Source organism: Frankia sp. Hr75.2, from assembly GCF_949319125.1.
Taxonomy (GTDB): domain Bacteria; phylum Actinomycetota; class Actinomycetes; order Frankiales; family Frankiaceae; genus Parafrankia; species Parafrankia soli.
In genome coordinates, this window is sequence record NZ_CASGGV010000222.1 from 91221 (window position 1) to 106398 (window position 15178).

14 protein-coding genes are annotated in these 15178 nt (G+C 70.0%); 7 read left to right on the forward strand and 7 right to left on the reverse strand.

The window, feature by feature from the left end:
- Positions 1–46 precede the first annotated feature (46 nt).
- From AC559T_RS16120 to AC559T_RS16130, 3 genes are all read left to right on the forward strand, one after another.
- Positions 47–190 carry a hypothetical protein gene (locus AC559T_RS16120; protein WP_165938503.1) on the forward strand — a complete coding sequence of 48 codons (144 nt, stop codon included), beginning with the start codon at positions 47–49 and terminating at the stop codon, positions 188–190.
- A 308-nt stretch (positions 191–498) separates the two neighbouring features.
- Entirely contained in the window at positions 499–1665 is a 1167-nt protein-coding gene (locus AC559T_RS16125; RefSeq protein ID WP_498869267.1) for a glycosyltransferase, read from the forward strand.
- A 477-nt stretch (positions 1666–2142) separates the two neighbouring features.
- Positions 2143–4935 carry an aconitate hydratase gene (locus AC559T_RS16130; protein WP_498869268.1) on the forward strand — a complete coding sequence of 931 codons (2793 nt, stop codon included), beginning with the start codon at positions 2143–2145 and terminating at the stop codon, positions 4933–4935.
- Positions 4936–5074: 139 nt separating this feature from the next.
- Here the strand turns inward: AC559T_RS16130 and AC559T_RS16135 are convergent, their stop codons facing one another.
- Positions 5075–5401 carry a YkvA family protein gene (locus AC559T_RS16135; RefSeq protein ID WP_368954245.1) on the reverse strand — a complete coding sequence of 109 codons (327 nt, stop codon included), beginning with the start codon at positions 5399–5401 and terminating at the stop codon, positions 5075–5077.
- A gap of 307 nt (positions 5402–5708) precedes the next feature.
- Here AC559T_RS16135 and AC559T_RS16140 point away from each other — a divergent pair, with 307 nt between their 5' ends.
- The 3 genes from AC559T_RS16140 to AC559T_RS16150 all read left to right on the forward strand — a co-directional run bounded on the left by AC559T_RS16140 (position 5709) and on the right by AC559T_RS16150 (position 8069).
- Positions 5709–5978, forward strand: a complete 270-nt coding sequence (locus tag AC559T_RS16140; protein WP_041253986.1) for a type II toxin-antitoxin system TacA family antitoxin — start codon at positions 5709–5711, stop codon at positions 5976–5978.
- Positions 5979–6111: 133 nt separating this feature from the next.
- A complete protein-coding gene (locus tag AC559T_RS16145) occupies positions 6112–6609 on the forward strand; it encodes a GNAT family N-acetyltransferase (protein ID WP_020459772.1) in 498 nt (165 codons plus the stop codon).
- Between the two features lie 854 nt (positions 6610–7463).
- A complete protein-coding gene (locus tag AC559T_RS16150) occupies positions 7464–8069 on the forward strand; it encodes a hypothetical protein (RefSeq protein WP_498869269.1) in 606 nt (201 codons plus the stop codon).
- Positions 8070–8337: 268 nt separating this feature from the next.
- Here the strand turns inward: AC559T_RS16150 and AC559T_RS16155 are convergent, their stop codons facing one another.
- Both AC559T_RS16155 and AC559T_RS16160 read right to left on the reverse strand, forming a co-directional pair.
- Positions 8338–8880 (reverse strand): hypothetical protein, encoded by a 543-nt coding sequence (locus tag AC559T_RS16155; protein ID WP_498869270.1) that lies wholly within the window; start codon positions 8878–8880, stop codon positions 8338–8340.
- Positions 8881–8967: 87 nt separating this feature from the next.
- Positions 8968–9435 (reverse strand): TIGR03668 family PPOX class F420-dependent oxidoreductase, encoded by a 468-nt coding sequence (locus AC559T_RS16160; protein ID WP_498869271.1) that lies wholly within the window; start codon positions 9433–9435, stop codon positions 8968–8970.
- A 137-nt stretch (positions 9436–9572) separates the two neighbouring features.
- Between AC559T_RS16160 and AC559T_RS16165 the strand changes: the two genes are divergently transcribed.
- Complete coding sequence (locus AC559T_RS16165) at positions 9573–10304, forward strand: alpha/beta fold hydrolase (RefSeq protein ID WP_498869272.1); 732 nt, start codon at positions 9573–9575, stop codon at positions 10302–10304.
- Between the two features lie 42 nt (positions 10305–10346).
- Here AC559T_RS16165 and AC559T_RS16170 read toward each other — a convergent pair whose 3' ends face one another.
- The 4 genes from AC559T_RS16170 to AC559T_RS16185 form a co-directional block, all read right to left on the reverse strand.
- Positions 10347–11054 carry a metal-dependent hydrolase gene (locus AC559T_RS16170; RefSeq protein WP_498869273.1) on the reverse strand — a complete coding sequence of 236 codons (708 nt, stop codon included), beginning with the start codon at positions 11052–11054 and terminating at the stop codon, positions 10347–10349.
- A gap of 193 nt (positions 11055–11247) precedes the next feature.
- Positions 11248–12654, reverse strand: coding sequence for an NACHT domain-containing protein (locus tag AC559T_RS16175; protein WP_498869274.1), 1407 nt, complete (start codon positions 12652–12654; stop codon positions 11248–11250).
- A 255-nt stretch (positions 12655–12909) separates the two neighbouring features.
- On the reverse strand, positions 12910–14073 hold the full coding sequence (locus tag AC559T_RS16180) for an acyl-CoA dehydrogenase family protein (protein WP_498869275.1): 1164 nt from the start codon (positions 14071–14073) through the stop codon (positions 12910–12912).
- A gap of 47 nt (positions 14074–14120) precedes the next feature.
- Entirely contained in the window at positions 14121–15032 is a 912-nt protein-coding gene (locus AC559T_RS16185) for a 3-hydroxybutyryl-CoA dehydrogenase (RefSeq protein WP_112105596.1), read from the reverse strand.
- Positions 15033–15178: the final 146 nt, after the last annotated feature.

Genomic DNA, 15178 nt, shown 5'->3' on the forward strand with positions numbered 1-15178 from the left:
TGGCGAAGGTTGCCGGGTGTCCTGGAGGGAGCTGGGGAGAGTCCTCATGACCACGGAGTCTCGGATCCGTCGGAGCGCCGATGCGGCGATGTTCGCCTGTTCCCCGGCGGGCACGTATCGCCACGGGTTGAGCTGGCCCGGTGCGCTCGACGAGGCGGGAGTGCCGCGCCGGACCGGCGGCTGCGGGTGAACGGTACGGCGCGGAAAGTGACCACGACGGAGGCAACCAGAGCACATGGGTGGCAGATGGACCGGCGGCAGACCGACTGGTGGCAGGGGTACGGGCGGCGGGGGTACGGGAGGCAGGGGGATGCGTGGCGCCCGCGGGTGGCTGGTGCGCGTGGTTCGGCGCTCGACGGGCTCGGTCGACAGGTGAGGGCGAGGCGCACGGTGGACGGCGACCGGACTGCTGGGCCCATCACGGTCGACAGGCCCGCCGGCAATGGCGAGCACCGTGGCTCGGGAAACGACCGCGAGCGCACGTCGGTCGGGAGGCGGGTGGACCCCGCGCCCGCCCGCCCTGACCGCGACAGGCCTGTGACGGTGCTGGAGGTGCTCCCGAGGATGGACCGGGCGGGCGAGGTGATCCGCGCGGTCAACCTCCTGCGGCGCCTGGACCCGCAGGAGTACCGGCTGCTGTTCTGCGTCACCTCGGGTGCCCCCGGATCGCTGGACGACGAGATCCGGGCACTGGGCGGCGAGGTCCATTACTGCCGCGCCGGCCTGAGGTTCCCGCTCGCCTTCTACCGGCTGCTGCGTTCGGTCCGGCCGGACGTCGTCCACTCGGGTGTGGCGACCTTCTCGGGCGTGGTGCTCGCGGTGGCCCGGGCGGCCGGTGTGCCGCGCCGTGTCGCGCACTTCTTCAGCGGCGCGGACCAGAGCGGCGAGAGCCTTCGCGGCCGCCTCCAGCGGATGGTGGGGCGGGTGCTGCTGGACGCGTTCGCCACCGACCTGCTCGCGGCCAGCGAGGCGGCGATGCGCGGACGGTGGCGGGAGACCTGGCGGCTCGACCCCCGGTGCCGGGTCATCTACAACGGGGTCGAGCTCGAGCCCTTCGGAGTGGCCATCGCGGGCCAGCGGCCCATGCCGGACCTCCCCGAACTCGACGAGTTCGGGGAGGCCATGACACCGCAGCTGACCGTCCTGCACGTCGCCCGCCCGGACCCGGTCAAGAACCGGGCCCGGGCCATCGAGATCGTCGCGGCGATGTGCGCGCGGGGGCTCGACGTCCGCCTGCGGATCATCGGGCGCCAGACCGAGGACGAGACCGAGCGGCTGATGACCCTGGCCCGGGGTCTGGGTGTGTCCGACCGGGTCGAGTTCATCGGCGAGCGGCTCGACATCCCGAAGCTGCTGGTGACCTCGTCGCTGCTGCTGGTGACTTCGCTGCGCGAGGGGCTGCCGAGTGTGGTGCTCGAGGCCTGCGCGGTCGGGACCCCGGTGCTGTCGTCCGACCTGCCGGGAGTGGGGGAGATCGCCCGGGTGCTGCCCGGGATCACCATGCTGCCGCTGGGCACCCCCAACGAGATCTGGGCCAACACCGCGGCCGATCTGGCGGTCGTCCCGCCCACGATGGACGAGCGCCGTGAGGCGATGCGGCGGCTGCGGCGGTCCCCGTTCACGATGGAGAACTGGCAGCGCGACATCACGGCCGTCTGGTCGTAGCCGGCGTGTGCGGCCCGCTTCTCCGCGGGCGGGTCCGTTCTCGAGGAGCGCCTGCCGCGAGGCGGGCCCGTCTCCGACGGGGCGCTCTCCGCGAGCTGGACCCGTCCAAGGTGGACCCCGGCCGGGTGGGACATCCCACCCCGGTCGCCAGCACCCTTATCGTCCCGTTCTGCCCGGCTGCATGGCGTGAGGCGCGCGTCCGGACGGACCACCTGATATTTTTAGCCTTGCTAATTAAATGCGGCGCGGATTCCGGTGGGGTACACCGGCGTCCGGGAGGCGATGGTCACAGGCCCACCGGCCCCCGCCGGACGTGACCGACGGTTCCAGCCACCGCCGTCACCCCTGAGAGTGCCAGGATGGGACGAGGTGGCCGAACCGTGGCGAGTCACGGTGTCGACCGGATGTGATCGCTGCTGGTGTCGGACCTCCCCGCGGACGAGGAGCGGGTGAGGTGACGAGGAGGAGACGAAGGCCATGGACAGCTTCGGCAGCACCGGCAGACTCGCGGTAGGTGATCGCACCTACACGATCAGGCGGTTGGACGCGGTGCCCGGGGCCGACCGCCTGCCGTACAGCCTCCGCGTTCTGCTCGAGAACCTGCTGCGCACCGAGGACGGCGCCAACATCACCGCCGACCACGTACGCGCGCTGGCCGACTGGGACCCGGCGGCCGAACCGAGCCAGGAGATCCAGTTCACCCCGGCTCGGGTCATCATGCAGGACTTCACGGGCGTGCCCTGCGTCGTCGACCTCGCCGCCATGCGCGAGGCGATGGTCGCGCTCGGCGGGGACTCCACGAAGATCAACCCGCTGGCGCCCGCCGAGATGGTGATCGACCACTCGATCATCGCCGACCACTTCGGCCGGCCGGACGCCTTCGAGCTCAACGCGACGCTGGAGTTCCAGCGCAACCGCGAGCGGTACCAGTTCCTGCGCTGGGGCCAGGCGGCGTTCGACAACTTCACCGTGGTGCCGCCGAACACCGGCATCGTGCATCAGGTCAACGTCGAGCACCTCGCCCGCGTGGTCTTCACCAAGGAGACCGCCGAGGGCACCCTGGCCTACCCCGACACCCTCGTCGGGACGGACAGCCACACCACGATGATCAACGGTCTCGGGGTGCTCGGCTGGGGCGTCGGCGGCATCGAGGCCGAGGCCGCCATGCTCGGCCAGCCGGTGAGCATGCTGATCCCGACCGTCGTCGGCTTCAAGCTCACCGGTGAGCTGCCCGCCGGCACCACCGCCACCGACATGGTGCTGACCATCACCGAGCAGCTGCGCAAGCACGGCGTGGTCGGCCGCTTCGTCGAGTTCTACGGTGAGGGCGTCGCGAACGTCCCGCTGGCGAACCGGGCCACGATCGGCAACATGAGCCCCGAGTACGGCTCCACCTGCGCGATCTTCCCGATCGACGCCGAGACCCTGTCCTACCTGCGGCTCACCGGCCGCCCCGACGAGCTCGTCGGGCTGGTCGAGGCGTACGCCAAGGAGCAGGGCCTCTGGCACGACCCGAGCCACGAGGCGAAGTACACCACCACCCTCGAGCTCGACCTGTCGACCGTCGTCCCCTCGCTGGCCGGCCCCAAGCGCCCGCAGGACAGGGTGCTGCTGTCGACGGCGAAGCCGGCGTTCCGCGAGGCCCTCGCCAACTACGCCAAGCCCACCGAGCTGGCGAACGGCGGCGCCGACGAGGCCGACGCCGAGTCGTTCCCGGCCTCCGACCCGGCGGCCGCGTTCGGTGACAAGCCCTCCGACGCGCCGGTCGCCCGGATCTCGGTCAACGCGGTCGCCGGTGACGTCAACGGGCGGTCGTCGAAGCCGACGACCGTCACGCTGGCCGACGGCACCAGCTTCGAGATCGACCACGGAGCGGTCGCCGTCGCGGCGATCACCTCCTGCACCAACACGTCGAACCCGCAGGTCATGATCGGGGCCGCGCTGCTCGCGCGCAACGCCGTGGAGAAGGGCCTGACCCGCAAGCCCTGGGTGAAGACCACGCTGGCCCCCGGCTCCAAGGTGGTCATGGACTACTACGAGCGGGCCGGGCTCATCCCCTACCTGGAGAAGGTCGGGTTCAACCTGGTCGGCTACGGCTGCACCACCTGCATCGGCAACTCGGGCCCCCTCGCCCCGGAGATCTCCGCCGCGATCAACGGCGCCGACCTGGCGGTCGTCAGCGTCCTGTCGGGCAACCGGAACTTCGAGGGCCGGATCAGCCCCGACATCAAGATGAACTACCTGGCTTCCCCGCCGCTGGTGGTCGCCTACGCGCTGGCCGGCACGATGGACATCAACATCGACACCGACCCGCTCGGCGTCGACACCGCCGGTGAGCCGGTCTACCTGCGCGACATCTGGCCGAGCGAGACCGAGGTCGCCCAGGTGGTGGGCGACTCGATCACCTCGGAGATGTTCGCGGACCGCTACGCCGACCTCTCCGGAGACGAGCGCTGGCAGGCACTGCCCGTCGGTGACGGCGGCGAGGTGTCGCAGACCTTCGGCTGGGTCGAGGACTCGACCTACGTCCGCCGTCCTCCGTACTTCGACGGGATGGCGGCCAAGCCGTCCGCGCGTACCGACATCGTCGGCGCCCGGGTGCTGGCCTACCTGGGTGACTCGGTGACCACCGACCACATCTCGCCGGCCAGCTCCATCAAGAAGGACTCGCCGGCCGGGCGCTACCTCACCGAGAACGGGGTCGCCCCGGGGGACTTCAACTCCTACGGCTCCCGCCGCGGCAACCACGAGGTGATGATCCGCGGGACCTTCGCCAACATCCGGCTGCGGAACAAGCTGGTGCCCGGCGTGGAGGGCGGCGTCACCCGCCACCTCCCCGACGGCGAGCAGGTGGCGATCTACGACGCGGCCCAGAAGTACGCCGCCGAGAGCGTGCCGCTGGTCGTGCTCGCGGGCAAGGAATACGGCTCGGGCTCGTCGCGTGACTGGGCTGCCAAGGGCACCGCACTGCTGGGCGTTCGGGCCGTCATCGCCGAGTCCTACGAGCGGATCCACCGGTCGAACCTGATCGGCATGGGTGTGCTGCCGCTGCAGTTCCCCGTCGGCGAGTCGGCGGAGTCGCTCGGGCTCACCGGTGAGGAGACCTTCACCATCACCGGGCTGGCCGACGTCGACGAGAAGACCCCGACGATCACCGTGCAGGCGGGGGACAGCTCGTTCGAGGCCGTGGTGCGCATCGACACCCCCGGCGAGGCGGAATACTACCGCCACGGCGGGATCCTGCTGTACGTCCTGCGCTCGCTGATCTGATCTGACCTGGGTTCGATCTGGTCTGATCAGGTCCGTCCGGAGGAGGGCACCACGCCCGCTCTCCTCCGGACGGGCCCGACGGGCACGCCCGCATCCCGCCTGTTCGGGCTCTGCGGGTTCTCGTGCCCCGCAGTGGGCTCTAGTGACGGCCGCGGCCCCGACCGCGGCCCGGGACTTCCAGCTCCGCCGGCCCCGGCCGGCGGGCGTCGACGAGCTTGCGGACGTAGAACAGCGCCCCGAGGATCACCGCGAGGTCGTCGACGAGGCCCACCGGCCCCAACGGGATCTCGGGGACGGCGTCCACCGGGGAGATCACGTAGAGCAGGCTGGCGATCGTCGCGGCGACGCCGTGTAGCGGCAACCGGTAGCGGCGCAGCAGGTAGAAGGTGCCGGCGACCAGCACCAGACCTACTGCGGCGATCACGCCGAGGACGACGACCAGGCCCGTGCCCACACCGTCGCTCATCGCAGTTCCTCCGCGCGGTGGTCACATGCCGTCCGGCCCGTACCGGGCGTGCACGCCCCCGGACGTCGTCCCGGTGACGATCGTGCCCCTGGATGGTCGGCCATCGTGGTCCTCACGGCTCCTTCGTCGGGGTTGGTCCCGGATGGATGATCTGTAGGGAGATGCCCCGGTGCGCAGCGGTCCGAACATGCCCCGACCATGCTCCGTGACCGGTGCTTTTCGGCCCTCCACCCGGTTGCCCGATTGTGTGACGAGCGACGTGGGGCCCGGCGTCGCATGTCGTGGAGCGGGACGGCAAACTGCCAGCATGACCTCCGCTGAGGACGAGAGAATCACGTTCGGCCTGCCCGCCGACGACGCCGAGATCATCCGGTCCGCCGCGGACGCCGAGGGCCTCAGCCTGGAGCTGTTCGCGGTGGAGAGCATGCGGCGCTACGCCCGCGAGGTACTCGCCGACCGTCGGCTGTTCAGGGTCTCCGAGACCGCCTGGGCCGAACTGGACGCGATGCTGCAGGCGCCACCCACCGACAACCCGCGGCTGCGCAAGCTGCTCGACGAGGAGCCAGGCCAGGAGTAGGCGGGACCTGTGTCTCCGTAGACGAGCTCCACCTGCCCTGACGGGGCGGCAGGCCCGTCGCCCCGGCTGCCCCCGTCGATCCCGGTAGATCGACCCCACGACGAGATCGACCATGCCTGGAAGGATTCGGCCCGTGCCGTTCACGAAGCCGTCGGCCCTGGTGGAGGACCACGACACGGTCGCGTTCGGCTGTGGCGATCCCGTCCTCGACAGCTGGCTGCGCCACCACGCCAAGGACCACCAGCGCGAACGCATCACCAGCACGTTCGTGCTGCTGGACGGCTCCACCGTGGCCGGCTACTACTGCCTGGCGACCGCGGCGGCCGAGCGCGTCGGCACGGCCTCGCGGTGGCGTTCCCGCCGGCCCGTGGACCCAGTCCCGATGATGCTCGTCGGCCGGCTGGCCGTGGACGTCCGCTATCAGGGCCGGGGGGTCGGTGCCCGGCTCGTCCGCGACGCGACGATGCGGGCGCTCACGGTGCGCCGCATGGTCGGAACCCCGCTGCTGGGCGCGCACGCGACCGCACCCGACGGACAGTCGTTCTACCGTCACCTCGGCTTCGTGCCCACCGCGCTGGACCCGCATCTGGTGCTGCTTCCCCTGCAGAACGCCGCCGGCTCCTCGGCCTGACTTCGTGCACCTGGCCCGGTCGTGTACTGTCCCTGCGCAGCGCGCGGGACATGACCACCATGCCGGGCCGTCTCGCTGACACTTGACGTCGTCGCACCGGTCCGGTCTGCTTCTGCATCCCGGTTTTCCTCGACATCGCGCCGCGCCGCGCACGAATATGAGGAACGCGGGTTTCCGGCTGCGGATCTCAGGAGGCGCCGCCTGTGCGGTCTGCGCCGGATTCTGTGTGACCACCGCCGTCTGGGAAATTGGTCGCCAGATATGGACTCTTCGCTGTCTGCGAAAAAAGATATCGCCTAATCCAGGTGCTGTCATATGGGCAACCTGCTGCGGTCGTGCCGGAAAGACTCGAGTCGCCGGCGGTGGCTTGGTGCGGTTGCGGGGGTTGAAAACTATTCGTTCGGACGCTGGAACCGGTGCGCCGCACCGAATCAGCCTTATTTTTACGGGCGGTCCTCGGGTATCTTCGGTGGCGATTATGGTCGGATGGTCCGGACTGGAATCCGCCTCCTTCGCTCTCGATCCGATTTTTCTGGCCGGGGCGGGCCGTATTGGCTGACGGGTGTCGGAGAGCCGGTTCGAGGAATTCTCGCATTCACCTAAATGTGTCGGATCAGACGCCGTTAATTCGCTGGAGACACGCCTCTTTTGTGCTGCCGCTGTAAGGGAGGTCGGGCCGCTAGGTTGACGACCGTAGAACTACTGCAAAAGATCGTTCTGAAAGGTAGAAGATGACAAGCAAAATAGGGCGGCGTACGGCCATTCTAGCCACATCGGGCCTCGTTTCCGTTGCCGTCACCCTGGGTGCGAGCGCCACCTCGGCACAGGCCCTGGTGCCGGGGGGCGGGCCGGAGGTGAAGAAGGAGAAGACCGCAATCAGCTACGAGCGGGTCGTCTGGTACGACGGCAAGGACAAGAAGCACCACGACAAGAAGGATTGGCCGTCCTACGGTGACGAGTCCGACGGTGACGAGTCCGACGACCAGGCTGATCTCGCCGCCCCGCTGCCGGTTCCCGGTGTCTCGGTCGGTGCTGTCGACCCGGTTGAGGTCGCCGACGCGGCGCTGGCTTCCGGTGATCTCCACGGGAAGCCCGACAAGAAGCACAAGGATGTCTCGAAGCGTAAGGACGCCTTCAGCTACGAGCGGGTCGTCTGGTACGACGGCAAGGACAAGAAGCACCACGACAAGAAGGATTGGCCGTCCTACGGTGACGAGTCCGACGGTGACGAGTCCGACGGTGACGAGTCCTACGGTGACGAGTCCTACGGTGACGAGTCCGACGGTTACGTGGAAGACGGGGACGATGCGGGAGACGTAGCCGCCGCCTACCAGCCGGTCGGTGGCTACGACCGCCACTACAAGGACCTGGTGAAGAAGAAGATCAAGCTTACTCTCGAGAAGGTGCTCTGGTACAACTCGAAGCACCACGAGCACAAGTACCCGTGGGCAGGGGTTTAGTAGCCGGATCAGCCCACCGTGATCACTATCCCGTCGCCGGTGACTCCCGCGCCCCTTCCGGTTGCATAGCGGGTTAGGAATGCCTGCCGAATTTCGGCGGGATAGAAGCTGTCTGGATTCAGCGGAAAAGCGACGAGGCGCCGTCGGCCGGCCGGCGGCGCCTCACCGATTGACGCGGTTCCGCGTACTCGTACCTGTGGGGTGTGGGACATCGCTCGACTGCTGGGCTGTCCGCCGCCCGCGATCTCGTGGGCGACGTTTTCGAGCGTCAGCTCTGGTCGGTGACCTGGGCCGGCCAGGGCCTGACGAGCCCGCTGTCCCGGGGGCACGTCCACCATGGCTTCCGCTCGTGTACCACCGGCCGCATCGGGTGCGGATGGCCAGGGCACGGTGGCACGGGGTCGGAGATGAAGTCGTCGGCCAGGAACGTCTGCAGCCAGTCCGCGAGATCGACTGCCAGCTCGGCTGGGTCGGTCGTCGGGCTCACGGATGTGCCGGCCGCACTGCCCCGGTAGCGCGCCGAAACGACCCACTCGCTCGCCCAGCCGATGACCTCGGGTTCGGTGACGGGAACCCCCAGGTGCGCGGCGACCTCGGCCGCGGTCGTCCGGTCCCGCACCACCAGCGCCAGCGCGTAGGCCAGGTCGTCGCCGTCCGGGTCCTCGACGGTCACCGTGATCCACCGGTCATGGGGTGGCAGCTCGGCCAGGGCCGCGGCAACCGCGGCCTCGATCTGCCGGCGAGGGGCCAGAAGGTGTTCGGGGGCCACGACCGGCGACCTGCCGCCGCCTGCCTCCCACGGCTCAACCATGATCGAAGGCTAGTCGGAACCGCGTCCCCCCCGCGAGGGAGTACCTGGCTCTCCACAGTGCCGGGGCGGGGTTCCTCGCGGGGACGCCTACGTCTCCGGCGAGCCATCGACTCCTTGGACCCTCTGGCGGGCTGTGAACGCCCAACCCTGCCATTTCTCGATCTGGACGAAAACAATTGGCCCGGTCGGGGTGACGGCCTGGTACTGGTCGTACTTTGCCGCCAGGTGGTGGATCGCCACTGCCCGCTTCACCCCTTCGTCGCCGTCCGTGACAACTCGTGCGCGGCCATCCGCCCGAACCCACCACAGGCCGTCCCAGTCGTCTGTGTACTGGTCTACGAGGAGGCTGACTCGTGGGTTGGCGGCGATGTTCGCCAGCCGCCGTAGGGCCGTCGAGCGCTTCGGTTTGTGATCGACGGCGATGGCGACCTGATCGTCGTCCAGGGTGAACGTCACCGGTACCAGATGCGGCTGGCCGTCCACGCCGGCCGTTGCCAGGCGGGCGACCCGTGCCGCCGCGAAGCGAACGCGGCATTCGGCCTCGTCCAGGTTCACGGCACTCACCATAGCCAGCCGTTCCGATGGGCCGGTGCGTCCGGCCTGGCGGCCAGCCGGGATGTTCCTGGTCGGCGGCGCACGTGCGGGTGCACCGCCGCCGCGGCGTCGGCACCAGGCCTACTACTGTCCTTGTCGTGGACCTGGCCGTGACGGAGGCTGGCGAGGGCGAGGCGCTCGTGGTGTTCGTGCACGGTGTTCTCGACAGCGGGCGCTCGTTCTCCCGGGTGGTCGACCTGCTCGCGTCCCAGTGCCGCATGCGCTGGTACGACCGCCGCGGTTACGGGACGTCGACGAACGCGACCGGCGCACCGGTGGACGTGAACGGCCACATCGAGGATCTCGTCGCGGTTCTGGACGGCCGCCGCGCGGTCGTCGTCGGCCATTCGTTCGGCGGGGTCATCGCCGCCGGGGCCGCGGTGCGGGCGCCGGAGAGCGTCGCGGCCGTGGTGCTCTACGAGACGGTGATGGCGTGGGTGCCGGGGTGGGACGACCGGCGCATGCGGCAGATGCTGTGGAGCGAGGACCCTGAGGACGCGGGCATGCGCCTGATGCTCGGGGCGAAATACGACGCGATGAGCGCCGAGGCGCGGCTTCGGCTCCGGCCGCAGGCCCGCGCGTTCGTCACGGAGGAACGGTCGGCCCGGGCGCCGACACCGCCGTACGACATCGCCGCGCTGGAGATTCCCGTCGTGTACGGCTTCAGTGAGAGCTTCCCCGTCGTCGTGATGCAGCAGCACCTGAGCGCGGTGGTGCGTGACGTCGAGCTCGTGACTTTTCCTGGCGACCACTTCGCCCATCGCACGGCACCGGCGGAATTCGCCGGGCTTGTCCGGTTGGCGGTTCGGTGCGCGTCCGGGAAGGCGTAGTCCCGCGCCCCTCGCGGCGCGCGGGATTCGGTCGCGGGCGGGTCAGCTGAGCCAACTGATCGGATGATCGCCGATCAGGACCCGGGCCGTCAGGACGACGGCCGCGCAGGTGAGCAGCGGAACCACCACCAGGCGCTCGACCCGGCCGTCCGTTCTGGGGACCAGGACGGTCTCCATCCGCCAGTTCACCGGCCAGAGCAGGAGGCAGCCCCTGGGGGTCAGGCAGTCCCCGAGCAGGTGGGCGATACAGCCGATGGCGACGGCGTAACCGGCGAAGCTCATGTCGAGGCCGTGCATGAGGTAGATGGCGGCCCCGGCTGCCGCGCAGTCCTTCAGCCCGGACCAGAAAGGGTGGCCCTCGAAGTCCAGGCCGAGGCCGCGCAGCCCGAAGCCCACGAGGATGTACAGCGCCGCCCACCAGCCGTACTGGAAATGGGTGGCCAGCAGCCCCATGGCCACACCCATGGCGGCGGCGAACAGCAGGGAGTGGGTGGCGTGCCGGTGCCCGCCGGAGGCCCGGCCCACCCAGCGGCACAGGATCTTGGTGACGGGCCCGAGGGTGTTCGCGATCCGGCCGGAGGGATGGTCGATGTCGGGCAGCAGCCCGGCGCCCGCGGCCACCACCGCGCCGGCGATCACCTGTTGGGACGACAGCGACAGCGCGTACGACCCCAGCCACTCCTCCCGCGAGAGGACCGGCACGGCGGCCAACCAGACCACCGCTCCGCTCAGCACGTGCGTCTGCCCCATCACAGCAGCTCAACCCCGACGACCAGGACCCCAATGATCAGCACCGGTGGACTTTAGCGGGTCCACCGGGCGCAACGCCCGTGACACGCCAAAGTGCCATCCCTTCATCAGGCCGACAATCAGGGCAGCCGACCGGGGCCACCGGGCGCGGGCCATCCGGACCGCGGCGAAGCCTCCGGCCGGGGTGCGCGCCTCAGGGCGGGCCGGCGAGGTAGCGCTGGAGGTCGGCGTGGCGGAACTCCCACACCGCGCCGGCCCGGCACAGGACGCCGCGGGCGTGGGCGTCTTCGAGGAAAGTGACGAGGCGCAGGGGTTGCTGGCCGCGTGCGGCCAGCCATGGTCGGGCCAGCCCAAGTCGTCCCCATGCTGACGCGAGCCCGATCGCGAGTCCGCCCGAGAGCCCGGCCGCGAGTCCGAGCGCGAGGGCGATCGCGATCATGAATGGGGGCACGATCGCGAGTCCGGCCATGAATCCGACCAGGAGCACGAACGCGAGCCCGACCGCGAGCCCGCCCGCCAGTGTGAACGCGAGTCCGTTCACGAGGGCGCTCGCGCGGTCCTGGCTCAGGGTGTACCTGGGTTCGACGCTCGATTGTGTATTCACAGGGGCGTCGAGCCCGACCCAGCCCACGAGCCCGACCGTGAGCCCGCACATCAGCCCGACCGTGAGCCCGGCCGGAGGCCCGTCCGTGAGCCCGGTCGCGAGCCCGCCCGTGATGCCGACCGTGAGGATCCGGTAGGTGCCGGGGGTCGCGCCGGGGATCTCCCACCAGGCGAGGCTGGTGGTGTGCAGGCGGTGTTCGAGGTGATGGCCGAGGAAGGCCAGGTAGCGGGTGGCCTGCTTGATGGTCCAGCGGGTCGGCCGGTCGGGGTGTGGCCGGTAGGCGGCGGGGATGAACCCGGCGAGCAGGTGTTGTTCGACGGCGGCCGCGGTGGGCAGGGCGCACAGGTCGGAGGGATCGGGTAGGCCCACCCTGGATTCCCAGGGCCAGGGGTTGTAGACGGTGCTGGCGAGGAAGGCGGTCAGCGGGGTGGTGAGCGCCTGGGCGACGGACGAGGTCGGGTCAGCCAGAGCGGTCAGGGCTGGTGCCCATCGGAGTGGGCCGTCACTGCCGGCACCGGCCAGCAGATAGCCCCTGATCGCCGTCGAGGTGAGGGGGAGGACGTGGATGCCGGCGGCGCCGTCGAGGTGGATCGGCCGCTGGTCGGGGTCGGGACGCACGGCTGCGCGGAACTCGTCGGTGCGGCAGCTCAGCACGAGCCCGATGTCGCCGGGGAGTTCGTCGTTGATCGAGGCGAGAGCCTGGTCGGTGCCGCCGGCGCGGATCTCGTCCAGCCCGTCGAGGACCGGCAGGATCAGCCCGGCGCGCAGCAGCGCTCCAGCCCGGGTGTCACCGGTGGCCGCATCGACGGCGGACAGGTGGGGGTACTCAAGCAGGATCTGGTCTTCCAGCCAGCCGTACAGGCTTTGCCAGTCGGGGATCCAGGAGGCCAGCGGGACCAGCAACGGCACCGGCTCGCCGGCCTGGCGGCGGCCGATCAGGTCCAGGACGAACCGCACCAGCAGGACCGTCTTGCCAGCCCCGGGCTCGCCGAGCACGACCAGCCGCCCAGCCGACGGCCACGGCTGCGCCGCCAGCTATCAGCCAGAACGGGCGTTGTGCCTCCCCGCGCCCCCCGCTGATGCTCATAGCAAGCATTTATCCACACTGCGCTATATACATTCGCTCGGGGGTGAGTGCGTTGACCGTGCCATGGTCAGCCGGTGGTAGGTGGCTGCCGGGGGAGTCGGATCGCCTACCCTTGATCGGTGGGTGGCCCGGATCATGGCTGCTGCCAGGGAAACGCGGGTTCGTCAGCCCTTGAGCAGGGCGCGGGACATGACGACGCGCTGGATCTGGTTGGTGCCCTCGTAGATCTGGGTGATCTTCGCGTCGCGCATCATCCGCTCGACCGGGAAGTCGCGGGTGTAGCCGGCGCCGCCGAAGAGCTGGACGGCGTCGGTGGTCACCTCCATGGCGACGTCCGAGGCGAAGCACTTCGCCGCGGCCGTGATGAAGCCGAGGTTCGGCTCGCCGCGCTCGGCGCGGGCCGCGGCCACGTACACCATGTGCCGGGCGGCCTCGATCTTCATCGCCATGTCGGCGAGCATGAACTGGACGGCCTGGTTGTCGGCGATCGCGCGGCCGAACTGGCGGCGCTCGCGGACATAGCCGATCGCCGCGTCCAGCGCGCCCTGGGCGATGCCGACGGCCTGGGCGCCGATCGTGGGCCGGGTGTGGTCGAGGGTGGCCAGGGCGGTGCGCAGGCCGGTGCCGGGCTCGCCGATGATGCGGTCGGCGGGGATCGTGCAGTTGACGAAGTGGATCTCTCGGGTGGGGGAGCCCTTGATGCCGAGTTTGCGCTCCTTCGAGCCGACCTCGAAGCCGGGGTCGTCGGCCCGGACGACGAACGCCGAGATGCCGTTGGCCGGCTTCGCCGCGTTCGGGTCGGTCACGGCCATGACGGTGTACCAGAGGGACTCGCCGGCGTTGGTGATCCAGGTCTTCGTGCCGTTGAGGACCCAGTGGTCGCCGTCGAGGTGCGCCCGGGTGCGCATGGACGCGGTGTCGGAGCCGGCCTCCCGCTCCGAGAGCGCGTAGGAGGCGGTCGCCTCCCCGCTGGTGATGGAGGGCAGGACCAGCTTCTTCAGATCCTCCGAGCCGGACAGCAGGATCGGCATGGTGCCGAGCTTGTTGACCGCCGGAATGAGGGACGAGGAGGCGCAGACCCGGGCCACCTCCTCGATGACGATGCAGGTCGTCACCGAGTCGGCGCCCTGGCCGCCGTAGCTCTCCGGGATGTGTACGGCGCTGAACCCGGAGCGGACCAACGCGTTGTGGGCCTCGACGGGATAGCGCTCGTTCTCGTCGGCGTCGGCGGCGAACGGGGCGATCTCCTTCTCGGCGAGATCGCGCACCGCCTCGCGCACGGCGACGTGGGTGTCGGTGAGCCGGTAGGTGTCGAAGTTCGGGTCCACGTCCGTGCCGTCCTCGTCCTAGCTGGTCCTGGCGATGGTCAGGTGGTTCAGGCGTAGCTGTGGAAGCCGCGCCCGGTCTTCTTCCCGAGCAGGCCGGCGTCCACCATCCGCAGCAGCAGCGGCGGCGGCGAGTACAGCGGCTCCTTGAACTCCTCGTACATCGACTCGGCGACGGCCTTCACCGTGTCGAGCCCGATCAGGTCGATCAGCCGCAGCGGTCCCATCGGGTGGGCGCAGCCGAGCACCATGCCGAGGTCGATGTCCTCCGCGGAGGCGAAGCCGGACTCCTGCATCCGGATGGCCGAGAGCAGGTAGGGCACGAGCAGCGCGTTCACCACGAAACCGGCGCGGTCCTGCGAGCGGATGACCTCCTTGTGCAGCGCGGTGGTCACGAACTCCTGGGCGCGGGCGAGGGCCCGCTCCGAGGTGAGCAGCGACGGGACGAGCTCCACCAGCCGCATCACCGGCACCGGGTTGAAGAAGTGCACGCCGAGGACCTGGTCCGGCCGGTTGGTGGCCATCCCGAGCTTCATGATCGGGATGGATGACGTGTTCGAGGCGAAGATCGCGGAGTCGTCGGCGACGACCTTGTCGAGGGCGGCGAAGATCTCGGTCTTGGCCTGCTCGTTCTCGGCGATGGCCTCGACGGTGAACTGGCGGTCGGCGAAGTCGCCGAGGTCGGTGGTGAACGACAGGCGGGCCAGCGCCGCGTCCCGGTCGGCCTCCTGGAGCTTGCCGTTGCGGGTGCCGCGGTCCAGTGAGGCGGTGATCCGGCGGCGGCCGGCCTCGACAGCGCCGGCGTCGACCTCCCGGACCAGGACGTCGAGTCCCGCCCGGGCGCACGCCTCGGCGATTCCGGAGCCCATCAGACCGCATCCGACGACGCCGATCCGCCGGATCTCGCCGGCCACCGGGCTCTCGCTCGGGGTCTGTACCTGCTCCGCCTGGGTCTCGGCCACGTGGCCGCCTCCGTTCTCGTGCTGCTCGTGTCTGGCGCCGTGCGCGGTGCGGCCGCCCGGCGGACCGCCGTCCCCGGGGGACAGCGGTCTCGGGGCGACGCCGCCTCCAGGCGACCGCCGCGTGCTGCCGCCCGTGGAGGAGTCTC

Bases quoted from the DNA above. Each gene is read 5' to 3' on its own strand.
- AC559T_RS16120 (WP_165938503.1), top strand. From the start codon at position 47: ATGACCACGGAGTCTCGGATCCGTCGGAGCGCCGATGCGGCGATGTTC.
- AC559T_RS16130 (WP_498869268.1), top strand. From the start codon at position 2,143: ATGGACAGCTTCGGCAGCACCGGCAGACTCGCGGTAGGTGATCGCACC.
- AC559T_RS16135 (WP_368954245.1), bottom strand. From the start codon at position 5,401: ATGAGCGACGGTGTGGGCACGGGCCTGGTCGTCGTCCTCGGCGTGATC.
- AC559T_RS16140 (WP_041253986.1), top strand. From the start codon at position 5,709: ATGACCTCCGCTGAGGACGAGAGAATCACGTTCGGCCTGCCCGCCGAC.
- AC559T_RS16155 (WP_498869270.1), bottom strand. From the start codon at position 8,880: ATGGTTGAGCCGTGGGAGGCAGGCGGCGGCAGGTCGCCGGTCGTGGCC.
- AC559T_RS16170 (WP_498869273.1), bottom strand. From the start codon at position 11,054: ATGGGGCAGACGCACGTGCTGAGCGGAGCGGTGGTCTGGTTGGCCGCC.